Annotated in this window: 14 protein-coding genes and 1 rRNA gene; 1 reads left to right on the top strand and 14 read right to left on the bottom strand. The window is 36.4% G+C overall.

Translation table 11 applies throughout. The features are described 5' to 3' along the window. From BLS02_RS15570 to ectA, 5 genes are all read right to left on the bottom strand, one after another. Positions 1 to 176: ribosomal RNA gene (locus tag BLS02_RS15570) — 16S ribosomal RNA — on the bottom strand; the annotation flags it as partial. A 558-nt stretch (positions 177 to 734) separates the two neighbouring features. Continuing rightward, positions 735 to 1,997, bottom strand: coding sequence for a SpoIID/LytB domain-containing protein (locus BLS02_RS15565; RefSeq protein ID WP_092493970.1), 1,263 nt, complete (start codon positions 1,995 to 1,997; stop codon positions 735 to 737). 219 nt (positions 1,998 to 2,216) lie between these two features. Further along, entirely contained in the window at positions 2,217 to 2,603 is a 387-nt protein-coding gene (locus tag BLS02_RS15560; RefSeq protein ID WP_092493931.1) for an ectoine synthase, read from the bottom strand. A 42-nt stretch (positions 2,604 to 2,645) separates the two neighbouring features. Further along, positions 2,646 to 3,926 (bottom strand): diaminobutyrate--2-oxoglutarate transaminase, encoded by a 1,281-nt coding sequence (gene ectB / locus BLS02_RS15555; RefSeq protein ID WP_092493930.1) that lies wholly within the window; start codon positions 3,924 to 3,926, stop codon positions 2,646 to 2,648. A 4-nt stretch (positions 3,927 to 3,930) separates the two neighbouring features. Then, positions 3,931 to 4,500, bottom strand: coding sequence for a diaminobutyrate acetyltransferase (ectA, locus tag BLS02_RS15550; RefSeq protein ID WP_342729451.1), 570 nt, complete (start codon positions 4,498 to 4,500; stop codon positions 3,931 to 3,933). 355 nt (positions 4,501 to 4,855) lie between these two features. Here ectA and BLS02_RS15545 point away from each other — a divergent pair, with 355 nt between their 5' ends. Further along, positions 4,856 to 6,088, top strand: a complete 1,233-nt coding sequence (locus BLS02_RS15545; protein WP_092493929.1) for a dicarboxylate/amino acid:cation symporter — start codon at positions 4,856 to 4,858, stop codon at positions 6,086 to 6,088. Between the two features lie 175 nt (positions 6,089 to 6,263). Here BLS02_RS15545 and BLS02_RS15540 read toward each other — a convergent pair whose 3' ends face one another. The 9 genes from BLS02_RS15540 to BLS02_RS15500 all read right to left on the bottom strand — a co-directional run bounded on the left by BLS02_RS15540 (position 6,264) and on the right by BLS02_RS15500 (position 13,393). Continuing rightward, entirely contained in the window at positions 6,264 to 6,818 is a 555-nt protein-coding gene (locus BLS02_RS15540) for a TetR/AcrR family transcriptional regulator (protein WP_092493928.1), read from the bottom strand. 6 nt (positions 6,819 to 6,824) lie between these two features. After that, positions 6,825 to 8,234, bottom strand: coding sequence for an efflux RND transporter permease subunit (locus tag BLS02_RS15535; protein ID WP_092493927.1), 1,410 nt, complete (start codon positions 8,232 to 8,234; stop codon positions 6,825 to 6,827). After that, complete coding sequence (locus tag BLS02_RS15530) at positions 8,227 to 9,369, bottom strand: MMPL family transporter (RefSeq protein ID WP_254788789.1); 1,143 nt, start codon at positions 9,367 to 9,369, stop codon at positions 8,227 to 8,229. Before BLS02_RS15530 ends, BLS02_RS15535 begins: the two co-directional genes overlap by 8 nt. Before the next feature lie 237 nt (positions 9,370 to 9,606). Next, entirely contained in the window at positions 9,607 to 9,990 is a 384-nt protein-coding gene (locus tag BLS02_RS15525; RefSeq protein WP_092493926.1) for a DUF302 domain-containing protein, read from the bottom strand. A 255-nt stretch (positions 9,991 to 10,245) separates the two neighbouring features. Beyond that, complete coding sequence (locus tag BLS02_RS15520) at positions 10,246 to 10,611, bottom strand: rhodanese-like domain-containing protein (RefSeq protein ID WP_092493925.1); 366 nt, start codon at positions 10,609 to 10,611, stop codon at positions 10,246 to 10,248. Positions 10,612 to 10,763: 152 nt separating this feature from the next. After that, positions 10,764 to 11,549, bottom strand: a complete 786-nt coding sequence (locus tag BLS02_RS15515) for a sulfite exporter TauE/SafE family protein (protein WP_092493924.1) — start codon at positions 11,547 to 11,549, stop codon at positions 10,764 to 10,766. Positions 11,550 to 11,594: 45 nt separating this feature from the next. Then, positions 11,595 to 11,822: a sulfurtransferase TusA family protein gene (locus BLS02_RS15510; RefSeq protein WP_092493923.1), complete on the bottom strand. Its 228-nt coding sequence runs from the start codon at positions 11,820 to 11,822 to the stop codon at positions 11,595 to 11,597. A gap of 20 nt (positions 11,823 to 11,842) precedes the next feature. Continuing rightward, positions 11,843 to 12,973, bottom strand: a complete 1,131-nt coding sequence (locus BLS02_RS15505; RefSeq protein WP_092493922.1) for an MBL fold metallo-hydrolase — start codon at positions 12,971 to 12,973, stop codon at positions 11,843 to 11,845. Between the two features lie 21 nt (positions 12,974 to 12,994). Next, on the bottom strand, positions 12,995 to 13,393 hold the full coding sequence (locus tag BLS02_RS15500) for a DsrE/DsrF/DrsH-like family protein (protein ID WP_092493921.1): 399 nt from the start codon (positions 13,391 to 13,393) through the stop codon (positions 12,995 to 12,997). Between the last annotated feature and the right edge of the window lie 15 nt (positions 13,394 to 13,408).

Below are 13,408 nucleotides of genomic sequence, written 5' to 3'. Positions count from 1 at the left end.
CGGTTTCCCGGGGTTATCCCAGTCTTACAGGTAGGTTGCCCACGTGTTACTCACCCGTCCGCCGCTCGTTCCACAAACTTCACCCCGAAGGGATCCATCTGCTTCCCGCGCTCGACTTGCATGTATTAGGCACGCCGCCAGCGTTCGTCCTGAGCCAAGATCAAACTCTCCATAAAAGTTAGTTTTAATATGATTGACACCAATCAATCATCTATTGTCTTAGCTTTAAAAATTGAAATCAGGGTTTAAAAGTTTAACTTTTAACCTGTTTTCTTGACATACTGGTTGTTTTGTTCAGTTTTCAAGGAGCAAACTTCATTTCCGTCGCTCAAAATGGCGACTTTTTAAATATACCACATTAACATCAGAAATGTCAATAGATATTTTCTTAATATATCCCGTTGCTTTTTTGCGCAACCCATTTAATATATCATTCTATCAATACGCTGTCAATAAGGAAATTTTGTTTTAAAAAAGTGTTAGCAGCTACATTTCTCTGCCGTCTAAGCAATAACAGTTAGCTACATTTTTTTCACAGCGAGATCAATATTACAGCTATTCATGAAAATAGTCAATAAGCTTCAAGAACTTTTTTTAGGTTTTTAGCTGTAAATTAATTCCATACCATTATGAAGGGATATACTTGATATCGATACATTCCGTACATTAAATTCTTTTCCCCTTATTATCTAATACTAAACCTATTAATCAAATTTATTATACCTGACCAATATCTAATCACTATTCATATCCGTAATCGACGTCCCTGGATAATAGAACTGAATAATTTCCTTGTAACTACTTCCTTTTTGTCCCATTATGTGTGCCCCCCATTGACTCATTCCTACACCATGACCAAAGCCCCTTCCTTTCATCGTGTAAGTTCCTTCATTTTTTTCAAGTGAATCAATTAAATAACTCTTAAAAATAGTTCCACCAACTAATGGACGGATATGATCTATCGCTACATCATCAAGTACAAGCTGTTCGAATAGGATAGTTCCCTCCTGTAGCCTATGCAAAAACTCGATTGTAATCGATCCTTTTATCCTACGCTCAGATTCATGCCTTTTATTGGATAATTCAAAGTTAGGTATGGAGAGAATTTTAATATCCCCAGGATAACCATTTCGTTGCAGCCAGCCTTTCATCGATGATGTGATATCTTGATTCTTCTCCACAGTTTCCTTCCACCAGTGTGGGTTGTCCCAATTAATTGTGTTAAGTGGAATTTGTACTTCGTTCAGGTTAAACTCCCAAGGATGAATTGGATCGTATGGATCTTTTTTCACCGGGAAATATGGCAATGAATTCTCACCCCATACATGCGCATTATTCTCAGTAATTCCTCCATTACTTGCAGAATAAAAAGCGTTAATTGGCTTATTCTTGTAGGTGATTACCTCACCACGTGTTTCTTCAACAGCTTTTGTAGTATTTTCATACCACGTATAACCACCATAGACCTGATAGCGAATTGTATCATCAATAATTTCCGATGTATGGGTGGCGGCATATGTCCTCGCCGCCAATGTTTGTGCCTTCAACGTTTCAAGTCCCCAGGAAGGGAAAACTTCATTTGGTACAACTCCCTTCAAGTAATCTTCAAGTGGCAGTTGATTAACGGGACGAATGAATTTTTTATCCTCTATCATAAATTCCATGGCTCCCAAATACGGCCTATCATTCACAGTGATACCATGATCATAACCATAAGCTTTTGGAATAAGGACTAAGGATTCCTTTATCTTCAGTTTTTTACCTGCACCCTCCAAAATAAAAAGATCGTTCTTTGTAACGGTTAAAGAATAATTCACTCCTTCTTGTAGTGATAACATAGGATCAAGCGTATGATATTCTCCTTTAAACTGAAATTTTAATTCTGATGTTTTATCAATATGATTTACAAGCTTCACTGTAATCATTTCCTCTGCAATCAGTGGCTTTGGAAATAAAGATAGTAGAACTATCGCGAAAAATATTAGAAGGTATCTCATATCTTTATAATTCCAACGTGTGATGTGATTATTCAAAGCTTTATAAATCATTTAATTTCAAACAACTTCGTTAAACGAGTTCTACGAATTAAACCACCCTATACGTTGGATTACAAGCCTTAATGGTGAGTGCACAGTATTTAATTATACTCTCTTAACTGCAAAAAAAGGTAAGAAAACAGGACCAACCTGATTTCTTACCTTTATCAATTCTCTCTCTTATTCTGTTAGCAATGGATAATATCCTTCTTCGTTATGTGTCTCTGTTCCAACAAGTGGTGGGTTAAATACACATACCATGCGCATTTGTGTTCTGGCACGAAGTCTATGCTTTTCGTAATCATTCAAAAGATACATTGTTCCTGGTTTTAGCTGAAAGACATCACCAGTTTCTAAACTTTCAATTTCTCCTTCACCTTCTATACAATAAACTGCTTCAATATGATTTTTATACCAGAAGAAATTGTCTGTTCCTGCTTTTATAATTGTATCGTTCATACTAAAGCCGACTTTTTCTTTGCTTAAAATAAACCTGCGACTCGTCCAATTCTCTCCAGATGTTTCGTCTTTTGTTCCTTTTATATCTTCAAGTGATTTTACGATCATATCTAATTCCCCTTTAGCGTTGTTTATTTATTGCAGGTTAATCTATTTTGCAAGAACATGCTTTATGCTATCTTCAAGAATTCCCAATCCTTTTTCAAGTCCTTCTATATCAATAATAAGTGGTGGAAGGAATTTAATAACTTCATCATTTGGTCCTGAAGTCTCGACAATTAAGCCACGATTAAATGCTTCTGCACAAATATCATCTGCAAGTCCATCAACGTCGATGGCTATTCCCTGCATTAAACCTCTACCTCGTGGTGTACCTTTAAGTTCAGGATACTTATCTATAATCATTTCTACATTTTTACTTAAGAAGGCTGCTTTTTCCTGAACTGCTAAAGCAAAGTCATCTGTTTCCCAATTGGATAGTGCTTCGGTTGCTGCAATAAATGCAAGATTATTCCCACGGAACGTACCATTATGTTCTCCTGGGCCCCAATGCTTATCATACTCTGGTTTAATTAGCGTAATTGCCATTGGTAAACCGAATCCACCAATTGATTTTGAAAGACAGACAATATCAGGGTTTATCCCAGCAGGTTCGAAGCTAAAGAACGTACCTGTACGTCCGTTACCCGCTTGAACATCATCAATAATTAATAAAATGTCCCAGCGCTTGCATAACGTTTCTATTTTCTTCAGCCATTCCATTCTTGCAGCGTTGATGCCACCTTCACCTTGAACAGTTTCCAGAATAATTGCAGCTGGCAGTGCAACTCCGCTTCCGCTGTCTTCTAGAAATCTTTCCAGGTAAGCAATTGTATCTTGATCTTCCACATAATCATCAAATGGCATTGATACCGAATGATGCAACGGAACTCCTGCTCCATGACGCTTAAATGAATTCCCTGTTACAGAGAGTGACCCAATTGTCATTCCGTGAAATGCATTGGTGAAGCTAATAACCGAATCTCGCCCAGTTACTTTCCTAGCAATTTTCAATGCACTCTCAACAGTATTGGTGCCGGTTGGTCCTGGAAACATTACTTTGTAATCAAGCTCGCGAGGTGTAAGAATTACTTCTTTGAAGCGTTCAAGAAATTCTTTTCTTGGGTTAGTTCCCATATCGAGGCTATGGATAATCCCATCATTACGAATGTATTCGATTACTTTTTCCTGCATGGTTTGGTCATTATGACCGTAATTAAGTGTACCTGCCCCTGCAAAAAAATCAATATATTCTATTCCATCTGTGTCCCACATTTTGTATCCTTTGGCCTTCTGGAAAATGGTTGGCCAACCTCGGCTATAACTTCTTACCGCAGATTCCAATTCTTCAAACGTTTTCATTTTCGCATCAGTAAGTTCTGCTGTTGCCATTTTATCATCCTTTTATAATTTTATTTTCTTCTTTAATTGGTCCAATCTTAAACAATAACTCATCTTCATGACCTTCCCGAGGAAAGTCGTCAGCTGAAAAATAATCATTTATTAAACAATTCGTTTCAAGTTTCATCGCAAGACCCTTAAATAAATGCTGAGATGGCGTATTTGATGGGGAGACTGTTGCTTCAACATAGGAAACTTCTTCACAAAATGTACGATTTAGTAATTGATACAACATCTTCGTTCCTAAACCTCTGCCACGCTCGGATTCATTTACAGCAACCTGCCAAATAAACAGTGTGTCCGGACTATCCGGATGAATAAATCCGGAAATAAAACCAACCGTTTCTCCTTCTCTGTCAGCCACAATTGATGTTTCAGAAAATAGTTCACACCACATCAGATAGCTGTAAGAAGAATTAAGATCAAGAACCCCAGTATCTTTAATCAGTTCCCAAACTGCCGCTCCATCATTTTTATCAGGCTTACGAAAATGAAATTCTGTTTTTATGTCATTTGGTATTGATATTTCACTAGTTCCGCCTTTATTGATGCTCTCACCTCCCAAAAATTTACTTACTATAATAGCTTATATTGAAACGACCGAAAATATCAAAACGATTTAACCGCTATTTAGCCTGTTTAAATGTTATTTACAACGATGTACACCATTTAGTTGCCATGAACTAATAGTAGCTATAAATTATTAAAGAATAAACCAAATTTTAAAGAATCTGGTGTAAAATACCAAATTATGTAACTGTTAACACAAAAAAATGCACATACTTAGAACAACTTTCCAATCATATTAACGTATTAACTCAATAGATTTATCATATTTATTAAATATGAATTTATAGGGTTGTTTATATAATCTTATTCGCAACAAATCATTGCCAATTTAATGAAGGAGGTATTTATTCATGGCAAAAACCGAAAAAATAGGGTTACTGCCGCAAATTCTAATTGCTTTTGTAGCTGCTATACTTGCGGGGGTTATTTTTGGGCCCGATATTAAGATTGTTCAGCCGTTAGGGGATCTGTTTTTACGTCTTATTCAATTTATTATCGTTCCTTTAGTTGCATCTTCCCTTATTGTAGGTGTCGCTAGCACTGGTAATATGAAAACACTTGGACGAATCGGTGGAAAAACAATCGGATACTATTTGGGTACAACACTCGTAGCAGTTACCATCGGCTTATTTGCCGGTTTGTTGTTTTCCCCGGGAACAGGAGTTGACATCTCCAATGCCGGAGAAATTCCTGAAGCAACTGAAACAGGCAGCATTACGGACATATTGCTCAACATTATACCAACTAATCCACTTGCCAGTTTATCAAGCGGGAATATTTTGCAGATCATTTTCTTTTCACTTTTCTTAGGTGTCGGGATAACAATGGTAGGGAAGAAAGCAGATCCAGTGTATCATTTCTCTGATGGACTTGCAGAAGTAATGTACAAAATTACCTGGGTTATCATGAAACTCATTCCTATTGGTATCTTCGGCTTGTTAGCACCGATTATTGGGGAGTACGGTCTATCAGTTTTGCTTCCATTAATTAAGTTAATTTCAGTTGTGGCAATCGCCTGTTTCGTACATGCACTGGTTACGTATTCTGTTGCTGTTAAAACGCTTGGAAAAATGAATCCAATACAGTTTTTCAAAGGAATTGCACCAGCCAGTCTGGTAGCATTCAGTACACAAAGCAGTTCAGGTACATTACCTGTCACAATAAAATGTACCGAAGACAATTTAGGCGTTTCAAAAAAGATATCAAGTTTCATATTACCGTTAGGTGCAACGATTAATATGGATGGTACATCACTTTATTTGAGTGTTGCAACACTGTTCACAGCACAAGCATTTGGAGTTGAATTATCCATTGGACAAATGTTAATGGTAGTTCTAATTGCAACACTTGGTTCAATTGGTACAGCCGGAGTACCTGGAGCTGGCTTAGTTATGCTTGTGCTTGTCCTAACTGCAGTAAACTTACCTCTGGAAGCTATTGCACTAATTGCCGGAGTCGATCGTTTCATGGATATGTTCCGGACCGCAACAAATATCACAGGAGACGCAGCAGGAGCTCTTATTATCGGAAAATCCGAAAATGAGGCTGATCAGGATTTTGATTCACGCACAGCAGCTAGCTAATTAATATGAAGAGACGCATTAATTATTCATGCGTCTCTTCATATTTAATTCACTTATATTCCAGCTTTACCCCAACGTGCTCACAGCATTTCGATAATACTCTTCTCCAACATTCTATTTTATTGATGGTGGTATATTATCGTAACCTCTCAAACTAATTCATTTCCATACATACTTATATACTAGCAAGAATGGATTGCGCATGCTTTTTAGCAATGGTATGCTTCTTTTCTTCAGTTAACTTATAAAAGTCACCATCATTCGGTAAAGCAACATAGCTCAAAAACACACCTCCAAGCTGTCTTGTGCAAAAATCAGTGTCAACATTCTCTCCTTCAAAATGATGATCCAAACCTTTTTTTAAACTGGTGAAAATAATCGTCGGAAGATTGATTTCCTCAGGTAAATTTCCTCGTAGGCTTTCCGAAATAAGCATTTTTACCAAATCAGTATTTTTTGACAACACCTCAAGCCTATTTTCTATTACACTTGTTAGAAATGCTTCTGTATCATTTTTTTTCGCAAGTTCCATAACGTGTGAACCAAACTGCTTCTCCAATACATTTTTAATGACCGTAATAAATAAATTCTGTTTGGTGGAAAACTTTCGATATAACGTTACTTCAGCTACATTTGCCTCATTTGCGATTTCCTGTGTGGTAGCTTGCAGTCCTTTTTTTATAAAGACAGTACCGGCCGCTTTCAGTATCTGTTCTGTTTTATCACGCAATATAATTCACCCCTCGTTCATCCGTATATACTTTATTTTCACAAAACGATCTAAAACAATCAAGATAGAGGGCATCACAAAGATTGTTGAAATCAATGCAAGGGATATATTAATTAACGTCATCAAACCAAAATTATTTAAAATAACAAAATCAGATGCAAGCAATGAACTAAATCCACCAATCGTTGTAAATGCTGATGCAATAATTCCCTTACCTATTTTCTTATTTGCAATTCCAATTGCAGTTTTGCTATTTTTTCCACTTTCTCTTTCCTCATAATACCTTTCCATAATTAGCACGGTAAATTCTGTTCCTATTCCTATGATTAGCGCACCTAAAGTAGAGGTTAATGGTGTATAATCTATGTTTAATAAATACATCGCCAACCCTGACCAACCAACAATTAAAATTATTGGAAGTAGGGGTATAAACGCTTTTACGGGTTGCCGATAAACCATTAACAACCCTAAAAACACAAGCCCCATGCCTAATAAAGTCATTTGATACCTTCCCGTTGTTAATCCTTCAATCATTGCTACGTCCAACACTGACTTCCCAGTGATTATTTGTTCAACACCTGCTGTTTCATTTTTTTCCAAATAACGTTCTAATTCAGAAATAAATGTTTGAAGCTGTCCTGTTTCCAAATGCTTTATTTCAACTGTAATAACACCCTTCGTCCAATCATCATTGAGAAACAATTTAAGCTGATCTTTAGAAATATCTGCTAATTCATCTTTAAATTCCTCTCCTTGAACTAGTTGACCATTATTCATTTGCTTGACAACACTTGTAATGGATCGAGTACTCACCACTACATTCGGAAATTCGGTTTTTATAGAACTGGTCATATTATCCACCCAAATGATTTCCTCATCAGTGATTACGTAATCACCCTGATAAACAATTGAGACCTGATCAGTTGCCCCCATGATATCTCTTAGAGAATGTATGTCCTTTAACTCTTGGGTATCCTGTGGCATGAAGGTTTCAACGTCAGTTTCCACACCAGCATCCAGATCAACCCATATCCCAAAGGCTGCCGTCATAAAAGCTAGTACAATGATAATCCATCGTAACGCTAAAAGTTTTTTGGTCCAGATTTCGAAAACTCTCTCTATTATAGATAATTTTTTCGTTTTCTGCTTATGTTTCTTTCTCACCTGTTTTGTTGGAAAAAAATAATCACGTGTAAAAAGTATCGGAATTAATAAAAATACACTTAACAAAAAACTAACAATCATCCCTACTGTTAACATTTTTCCAAAGTCTTGAACCATAGGAACCGGAGAAGTATACAATGCTAAAAATCCTAATGCAGTAGCGACTAACGCAGTAAATACAGCTGGGAGCATTTTTTTAACACTCTGTTTCAAGCTGTGGATCGCTTTTTCTTGTTTAGTATTGTTACTCATCGTAATCCCCTTCCTCGAAACGCATTTCCTCAGAATATCGGTTTTGGAACTGAATTGCATAGTCGATACCAAGTCCGATTAAAATTGGAAAAACAGCCATAGATACCATTGTAATTGGAATAGACAGCCACCCCATCAAACCGACTGAACCTATAACTGCAATTAAAATAATCCCTAAAGGCAGTAAACGCCACCTAACTTTAAACACAAAAAATAGTACAATAACCATTAAAATTATCGAGAGCATCATCATTTTTTGCATGCTATCCTTCATCGAGGAACGAATTGCTGCATCAAGAACTGGTTTGCCAGAGACCATTGTTTTTAGGGAAGCACGTTCATGAGAATCCAAATAGGAATTAATTGTATCGATGACCTCACTTTTTACACTATCATCCGCTTTTCCACCAAATTTAACGATCATTAGCATGTAATTATCATCGATTACAACTTCGTTAAACATTGGACGGAGATTTCCGTCATCATATATCATCTTATTTAAAGTTTCTTGTTTTTTAGGCAATGTCGCATCCATCGTGTCCGAATAATTATAAATGTAAGATATGTTTTTGCTAAAAGATTCAAGTTTTTTGTCCATACCTGTAAGGACTTTGCCAAATTCATTTAAACTCGTACCTTGTTTCTTCTGATTCCCTTTTGACTGGGCAATTGCTTGGTCATTATCTTGGGGGAACCGTTCCAACCTATTCCCCACCTCTAAAAGCTTTGTTCCTACTTGATCCAATCCATCGATTGTTTTTGAAATACCATCTTTATACTTCTCAGACTGTTGTTCAGAAAGCTGCTCAACAAGTGTTACAGGGCTGATTAGGCTATAAATATACTTATTCGTTATTAACTCATCTTCCAATTCCTTCATATGCGCCAAATTAACTGGAGTTAACGGAGTTTCAGATTCATAAACAACGACGATCGACTCTCCACCGAATTCTTCCTCAAGCATTTGATTCTCTTGATATAAAGTTGTTTCACTATCCACTAACGTGTCATTACCTGTTGACATATAAACATTTTGAATACCCAATAAAAATAAAAAAATAATAATGATGGATATAAGAATTAACTTTATTGGGTATTTCCGCAATAAACTTACTAAAATATTTAAAGGTTTCACAAGATCTCCCCTATAATCATTTAATGTATGTTAGTTATTACTAACATACATATTATAATGTTTTTTATTTCTTGTCAAGATCACTTGCTTATAAATAAGGTGTCAGATTACAAAATTGAAAAGAGTAAAATTAACTTGCGATAATGGGACTTGAAACGCGGATGATAATAAAATAGAACGACAAAGGTTTTGGGATTCAACCTCTATCGTTCTAATTGATGTTTTCTGTTAATAATGTTAAATGCTTTTGTCAATACTTGATATCATTCTATTTTCGATATCACGGGCTATTTCATTAAGGGACTCATCTTCAACCATTTGGATTAATGCAGTTGGCTTTGGCATACCAATTTTCGTCATTCCAGCATCTTCATAAACGACAATTTTACATGGCAAAAAATAACCTACCAGCTGATTTTGTGATAACACTCGTTGCGCTTCTTCTGGATTACAAACCTCTAGAACTTGAAAAGGCTGATTAAATTCAAACCCCTTTTTCTGCAATGTGTCTTTAACATCAAATTGCCAGAGCACTCCGAATTTTTCTTCCTTCAAGCTTTGTTCAAGTGATTGGATAGCTTCCTCTAATGATTTGGTTGTTTCAACTGTATAATGAAACATAATAGTCATCTCCTTTTAAATAACTCGTTAATTTTATTTAAGCTGACTTTCCCAATAGTTCATTTCCACCAACCATATCCTCTGCTTCGTAACCAAATGCACTAACGTATTTATGCTCTGCCTTTTTCAAAGCAGATGGTGGCTGGCACGCTGCAATCAGACGGGTATCTTAGCCGCCAGGAATATCGACTTTTTTGCCCTTAAGTCAGTTACTACCTCATGAAATGTGAATTGATTTGCCATTTGCCGTTCTTCCTATACCCAGGCCCCCATGCCACCTTTTACATTATTCACTTTCTCAAATCCCTTTTTCTTTAGAATTTTAGACGCCTTCATACTTCTCATTCCACTTTGGCAAATCACAACTACTTCTTTGCTTTTATCTAAATCCGCTGATTTGTTTGCCAGTTCGGATAATGGAATGTTCTTAAAAGGCTTTCGATGATTCGCTTTGTATTCACCTGGTGTTCTCACATCAATAAACTGCGCACCATTTTTTTCGCTGAATTTATTTTTTGCTTCTTGCGTCGTGATATTTGAAATACCCTTAGCAGGCATAAAACGACTCAATATAAACCAAGCTGCACCAATAATTATTATCCATTGAATAATCATTTCCATACGACAATTCCCCCTAAAATGAAAACCAATCATGAGAGATTGGTTTTCTATTAACAAAACTTTTTTATTAAGGCTGTTTTCTGCAGGTTTGTTGCTACTACTTATTAGTTTTAATTGCTTGGAAAAATCAACAATTTTGCAGAAAACTGCCATTAACTAAAAATATCTAACCAGATTTTTATAGCTGTTCCTAAAATGAGAATAGCTAAAGTCCATTGTAGAATTTTTGTATTTACTTTTTGTCCGAATTTCGCTCCAAGTGGTGATGCTATTAGGCTTGCTACGATCATAATAATAGCTGGTATAAATAAAACCTGACCAGTCAGCAATTTACCTGTTGTCGAACCAATTGAAGAGATAAATGTAATTGCTAATGATGTCGCAATCGTCATCCTAGTTGGTATTTTTAGGACGATCAGCATAATCGGAACTAGGATAAATGCACCTGCTGCACCGACAATACCTGCTCCTACTCCTACGATCAATGCCAGAGATGCTGCTAACCATTTGTTAAACGTAACTTGATCAAATGGTATATCATCAAGTCCTTTTTTCGGCACAAACATCATAATAGCAGCAATTGTCGCTAATAAGCCATAAACTAGATTAATACCCGCATCTGTCATGAATTGGGATCCATACCCACCAATAAAGCTACCAATTAAAATACTGATTCCCATGTAAATAATCAACTTTTTATTTAAATAGCCACCTTTACGGTATGCCCAAACACCACCGATAGTGGCAAATAGAACCTGAACGGCACTTATACCAGCGACTTCATGAGCAGTAAATGTAGTTAGACCTATCATTGCTGGGATATATAATAGCATAGGATATTTAATGATGGATCCACCGATTCCAACCATACCTGAAACGAAAGAACCGACAAACCCAATAAGAAAGATTGTTACTAAAAATATAATACTGTATTCCATACTTTATCCCCCTAATAAGAGGGGACCCATGCTAATGGGTCTCCTTTATCCTTTTTTAATCCAAAATTTGAGTACATCGTCTTCTTCTGTATCTTTTAGTAATTCGTGGCCACCAGATTTTGCCCATGCAGTTAAGTCGCTTTTAGCTCCTTTATCAGTTGCATGAACCTCTAAAACTTCACCTGTATTAATATCCTTTATTGCTTTTTTCGTCTTCACAATCGGCATTGGACATGCCATTCCTTTTGCATCTAAAAATTTTGCTGATTCCATTATTATTTCCTCCTTTTTAATTATCCTTGAACCGCACAACGGTTTGGTCCAATTTCCATTTCTCTTTGTTTTTCGTTTTCAGGTGTTATTTTACCCATATTTGTTTTACGAATATCTTCATAAGCGTTTGGCTGTGGCGGAAGGTTTTCCGTCACCATTTTTCTAAATTCATTCTCATCCTCTACTTGTAAACCTTCATTATACTGATAAAGATTTCCCAAACGAGCTGATACACTACCGTCATCCCCTAGTTCTTCTGCAAATGAGTAGTGTGCAGGTAACACAATTAAATCATCAGAAAGCTCTTTGTAACGACTATAAAGCGTATTTCGAAGATCTCCTACCCAATCTTCTGCTTTTCCTGCTAAGTCAGGTCGACCAATTGATTTCACAAATAGAATATCTCCTGTTAACAAGTACTTATCATCTATAATGAGAGAAGTACTTCCAAGCGTGTGTCCAGGCGAATAAACTGGTTGTACTTTAACGGTTGTATTTCCAACGACTATATCATTACCTTCTTCAAGTGCAGCATAGTCAAATGTAACTTCCTCCGCATCTTTTGGAGGCAGGTGATAGGTTCCATCCATTTTTTCTGCTAACTCACGACCACCAGAAATATGATCGGCGTGTAAGTGAGTATCAATTAGGTGTTTAATCTGCACACCCTCTTCATCCGCAAATTTTTCATAATTATTAATCATTCGGTTTGAATCCACAATTGCTGCTTCACCATTGGATTCAATAAAGTACGATAAGCACCCTTTACCTAGACGGACAAATTGATAAAGACTTCCACCATCTTTTAAGTCAGCAATTTTAACTGGTTCTAAATGCTCGCTCCATGCTTTCATTCCACCTTCAAGATCATACACATTGGTGAAACCTTCTTCTTCCATCATCTCAGCTATCATCTGTGATGATCCGCCTTTTGCACAGACAACGATAATCTCCTGATCCTTATTAAGTTTGTCAGCAACAGGATCTAAACCGTCTAACAAATTAAAATACGGTTCATTTATTACTTCTACTTTTCCGCCTTCAATTTTCCAGTCATCAAATTCATCTGTATTACGAACGTCTAAAATTAACGTTTCCTCATGATTAACAACTTTCTTTGCTAGTTCTTTTGTTGTCATTGTTTGTGACATAATACTTTTCCCCTCCTAAAATTAAAATGTTAATGTTATATTTGCATCCTTTGCATAATCGATAAATGAAGCAGCACCGCCAACTTCTATCCCCTCAATAAATGCATCTTTTTCTAGGTTCATAACATCCATTGTCATTTGACATGCAATTAACTTGATACCCATTTCCTGGGCGATACTTACAAGTTCCTCAATAGAAGGAACATTTGCTTGCTCAAATCCTTCTTGGAAATGCTCTTTACCTTCTGGAAGCGGCAAGTTTTTATGTCCTTCCTTATGAATTAAATTTAACCCTTCAAACGTAAAGAAAATTCCTACCTCTTCGTCTGAAGCTGCAGCTGCTGTAGCTACGTTAAATACCTTATAAGCGTCAAATAAACTTCCGTTTGCAGCAATAATTGCTACTTTTGCATTAGCCATTTAAAATTCCTCCAA

The sequence above is a fragment of the Virgibacillus salinus genome, from assembly GCF_900102415.1.
Lineage (GTDB): Bacteria > Bacillota > Bacilli > Bacillales > Amphibacillaceae > Lentibacillus > Lentibacillus subterraneus.
Note: the sequence above shows the minus strand (reverse complement) of the source record. Positions and strands in the feature narration are given on the sequence as shown.

What these genes read in the sequence shown, in the direction of transcription:
- BLS02_RS15525 (WP_092493926.1), bottom strand. Translation starts at nt 9,990, where the DNA reads ATGTTTCATTATACAGTTGAAACAACCAAATCATTAGAGGAAGCTATC.
- BLS02_RS15500 (WP_092493921.1), bottom strand. Translation starts at nt 13,393, where the DNA reads ATGGCTAATGCAAAAGTAGCAATTATTGCTGCAAACGGAAGTTTATTT.
- BLS02_RS15505 (WP_092493922.1), bottom strand. Translation starts at nt 12,973, where the DNA reads ATGTCACAAACAATGACAACAAAAGAACTAGCAAAGAAAGTTGTTAAT.
- BLS02_RS15560 (WP_092493931.1), bottom strand. Translation starts at nt 2,603, where the DNA reads ATGATCGTAAAATCACTTGAAGATATAAAAGGAACAAAAGACGAAACA.
- BLS02_RS15545 (WP_092493929.1), top strand. Translation starts at nt 4,856, where the DNA reads ATGGCAAAAACCGAAAAAATAGGGTTACTGCCGCAAATTCTAATTGCT.
- BLS02_RS15510 (WP_092493923.1), bottom strand. Translation starts at nt 11,822, where the DNA reads ATGGAATCAGCAAAATTTTTAGATGCAAAAGGAATGGCATGTCCAATG.
- BLS02_RS15515 (WP_092493924.1), bottom strand. Translation starts at nt 11,549, where the DNA reads ATGGAATACAGTATTATATTTTTAGTAACAATCTTTCTTATTGGGTTT.
- BLS02_RS15565 (WP_092493970.1), bottom strand. Translation starts at nt 1,997, where the DNA reads ATGAGATACCTTCTAATATTTTTCGCGATAGTTCTACTATCTTTATTT.
- ectB (WP_092493930.1), bottom strand. Translation starts at nt 3,926, where the DNA reads ATGGCAACAGCAGAACTTACTGATGCGAAAATGAAAACGTTTGAAGAA.
- BLS02_RS15520 (WP_092493925.1), bottom strand. Translation starts at nt 10,611, where the DNA reads ATGGAAATGATTATTCAATGGATAATAATTATTGGTGCAGCTTGGTTT.
- BLS02_RS15535 (WP_092493927.1), bottom strand. Translation starts at nt 8,234, where the DNA reads ATGAGTAACAATACTAAACAAGAAAAAGCGATCCACAGCTTGAAACAG.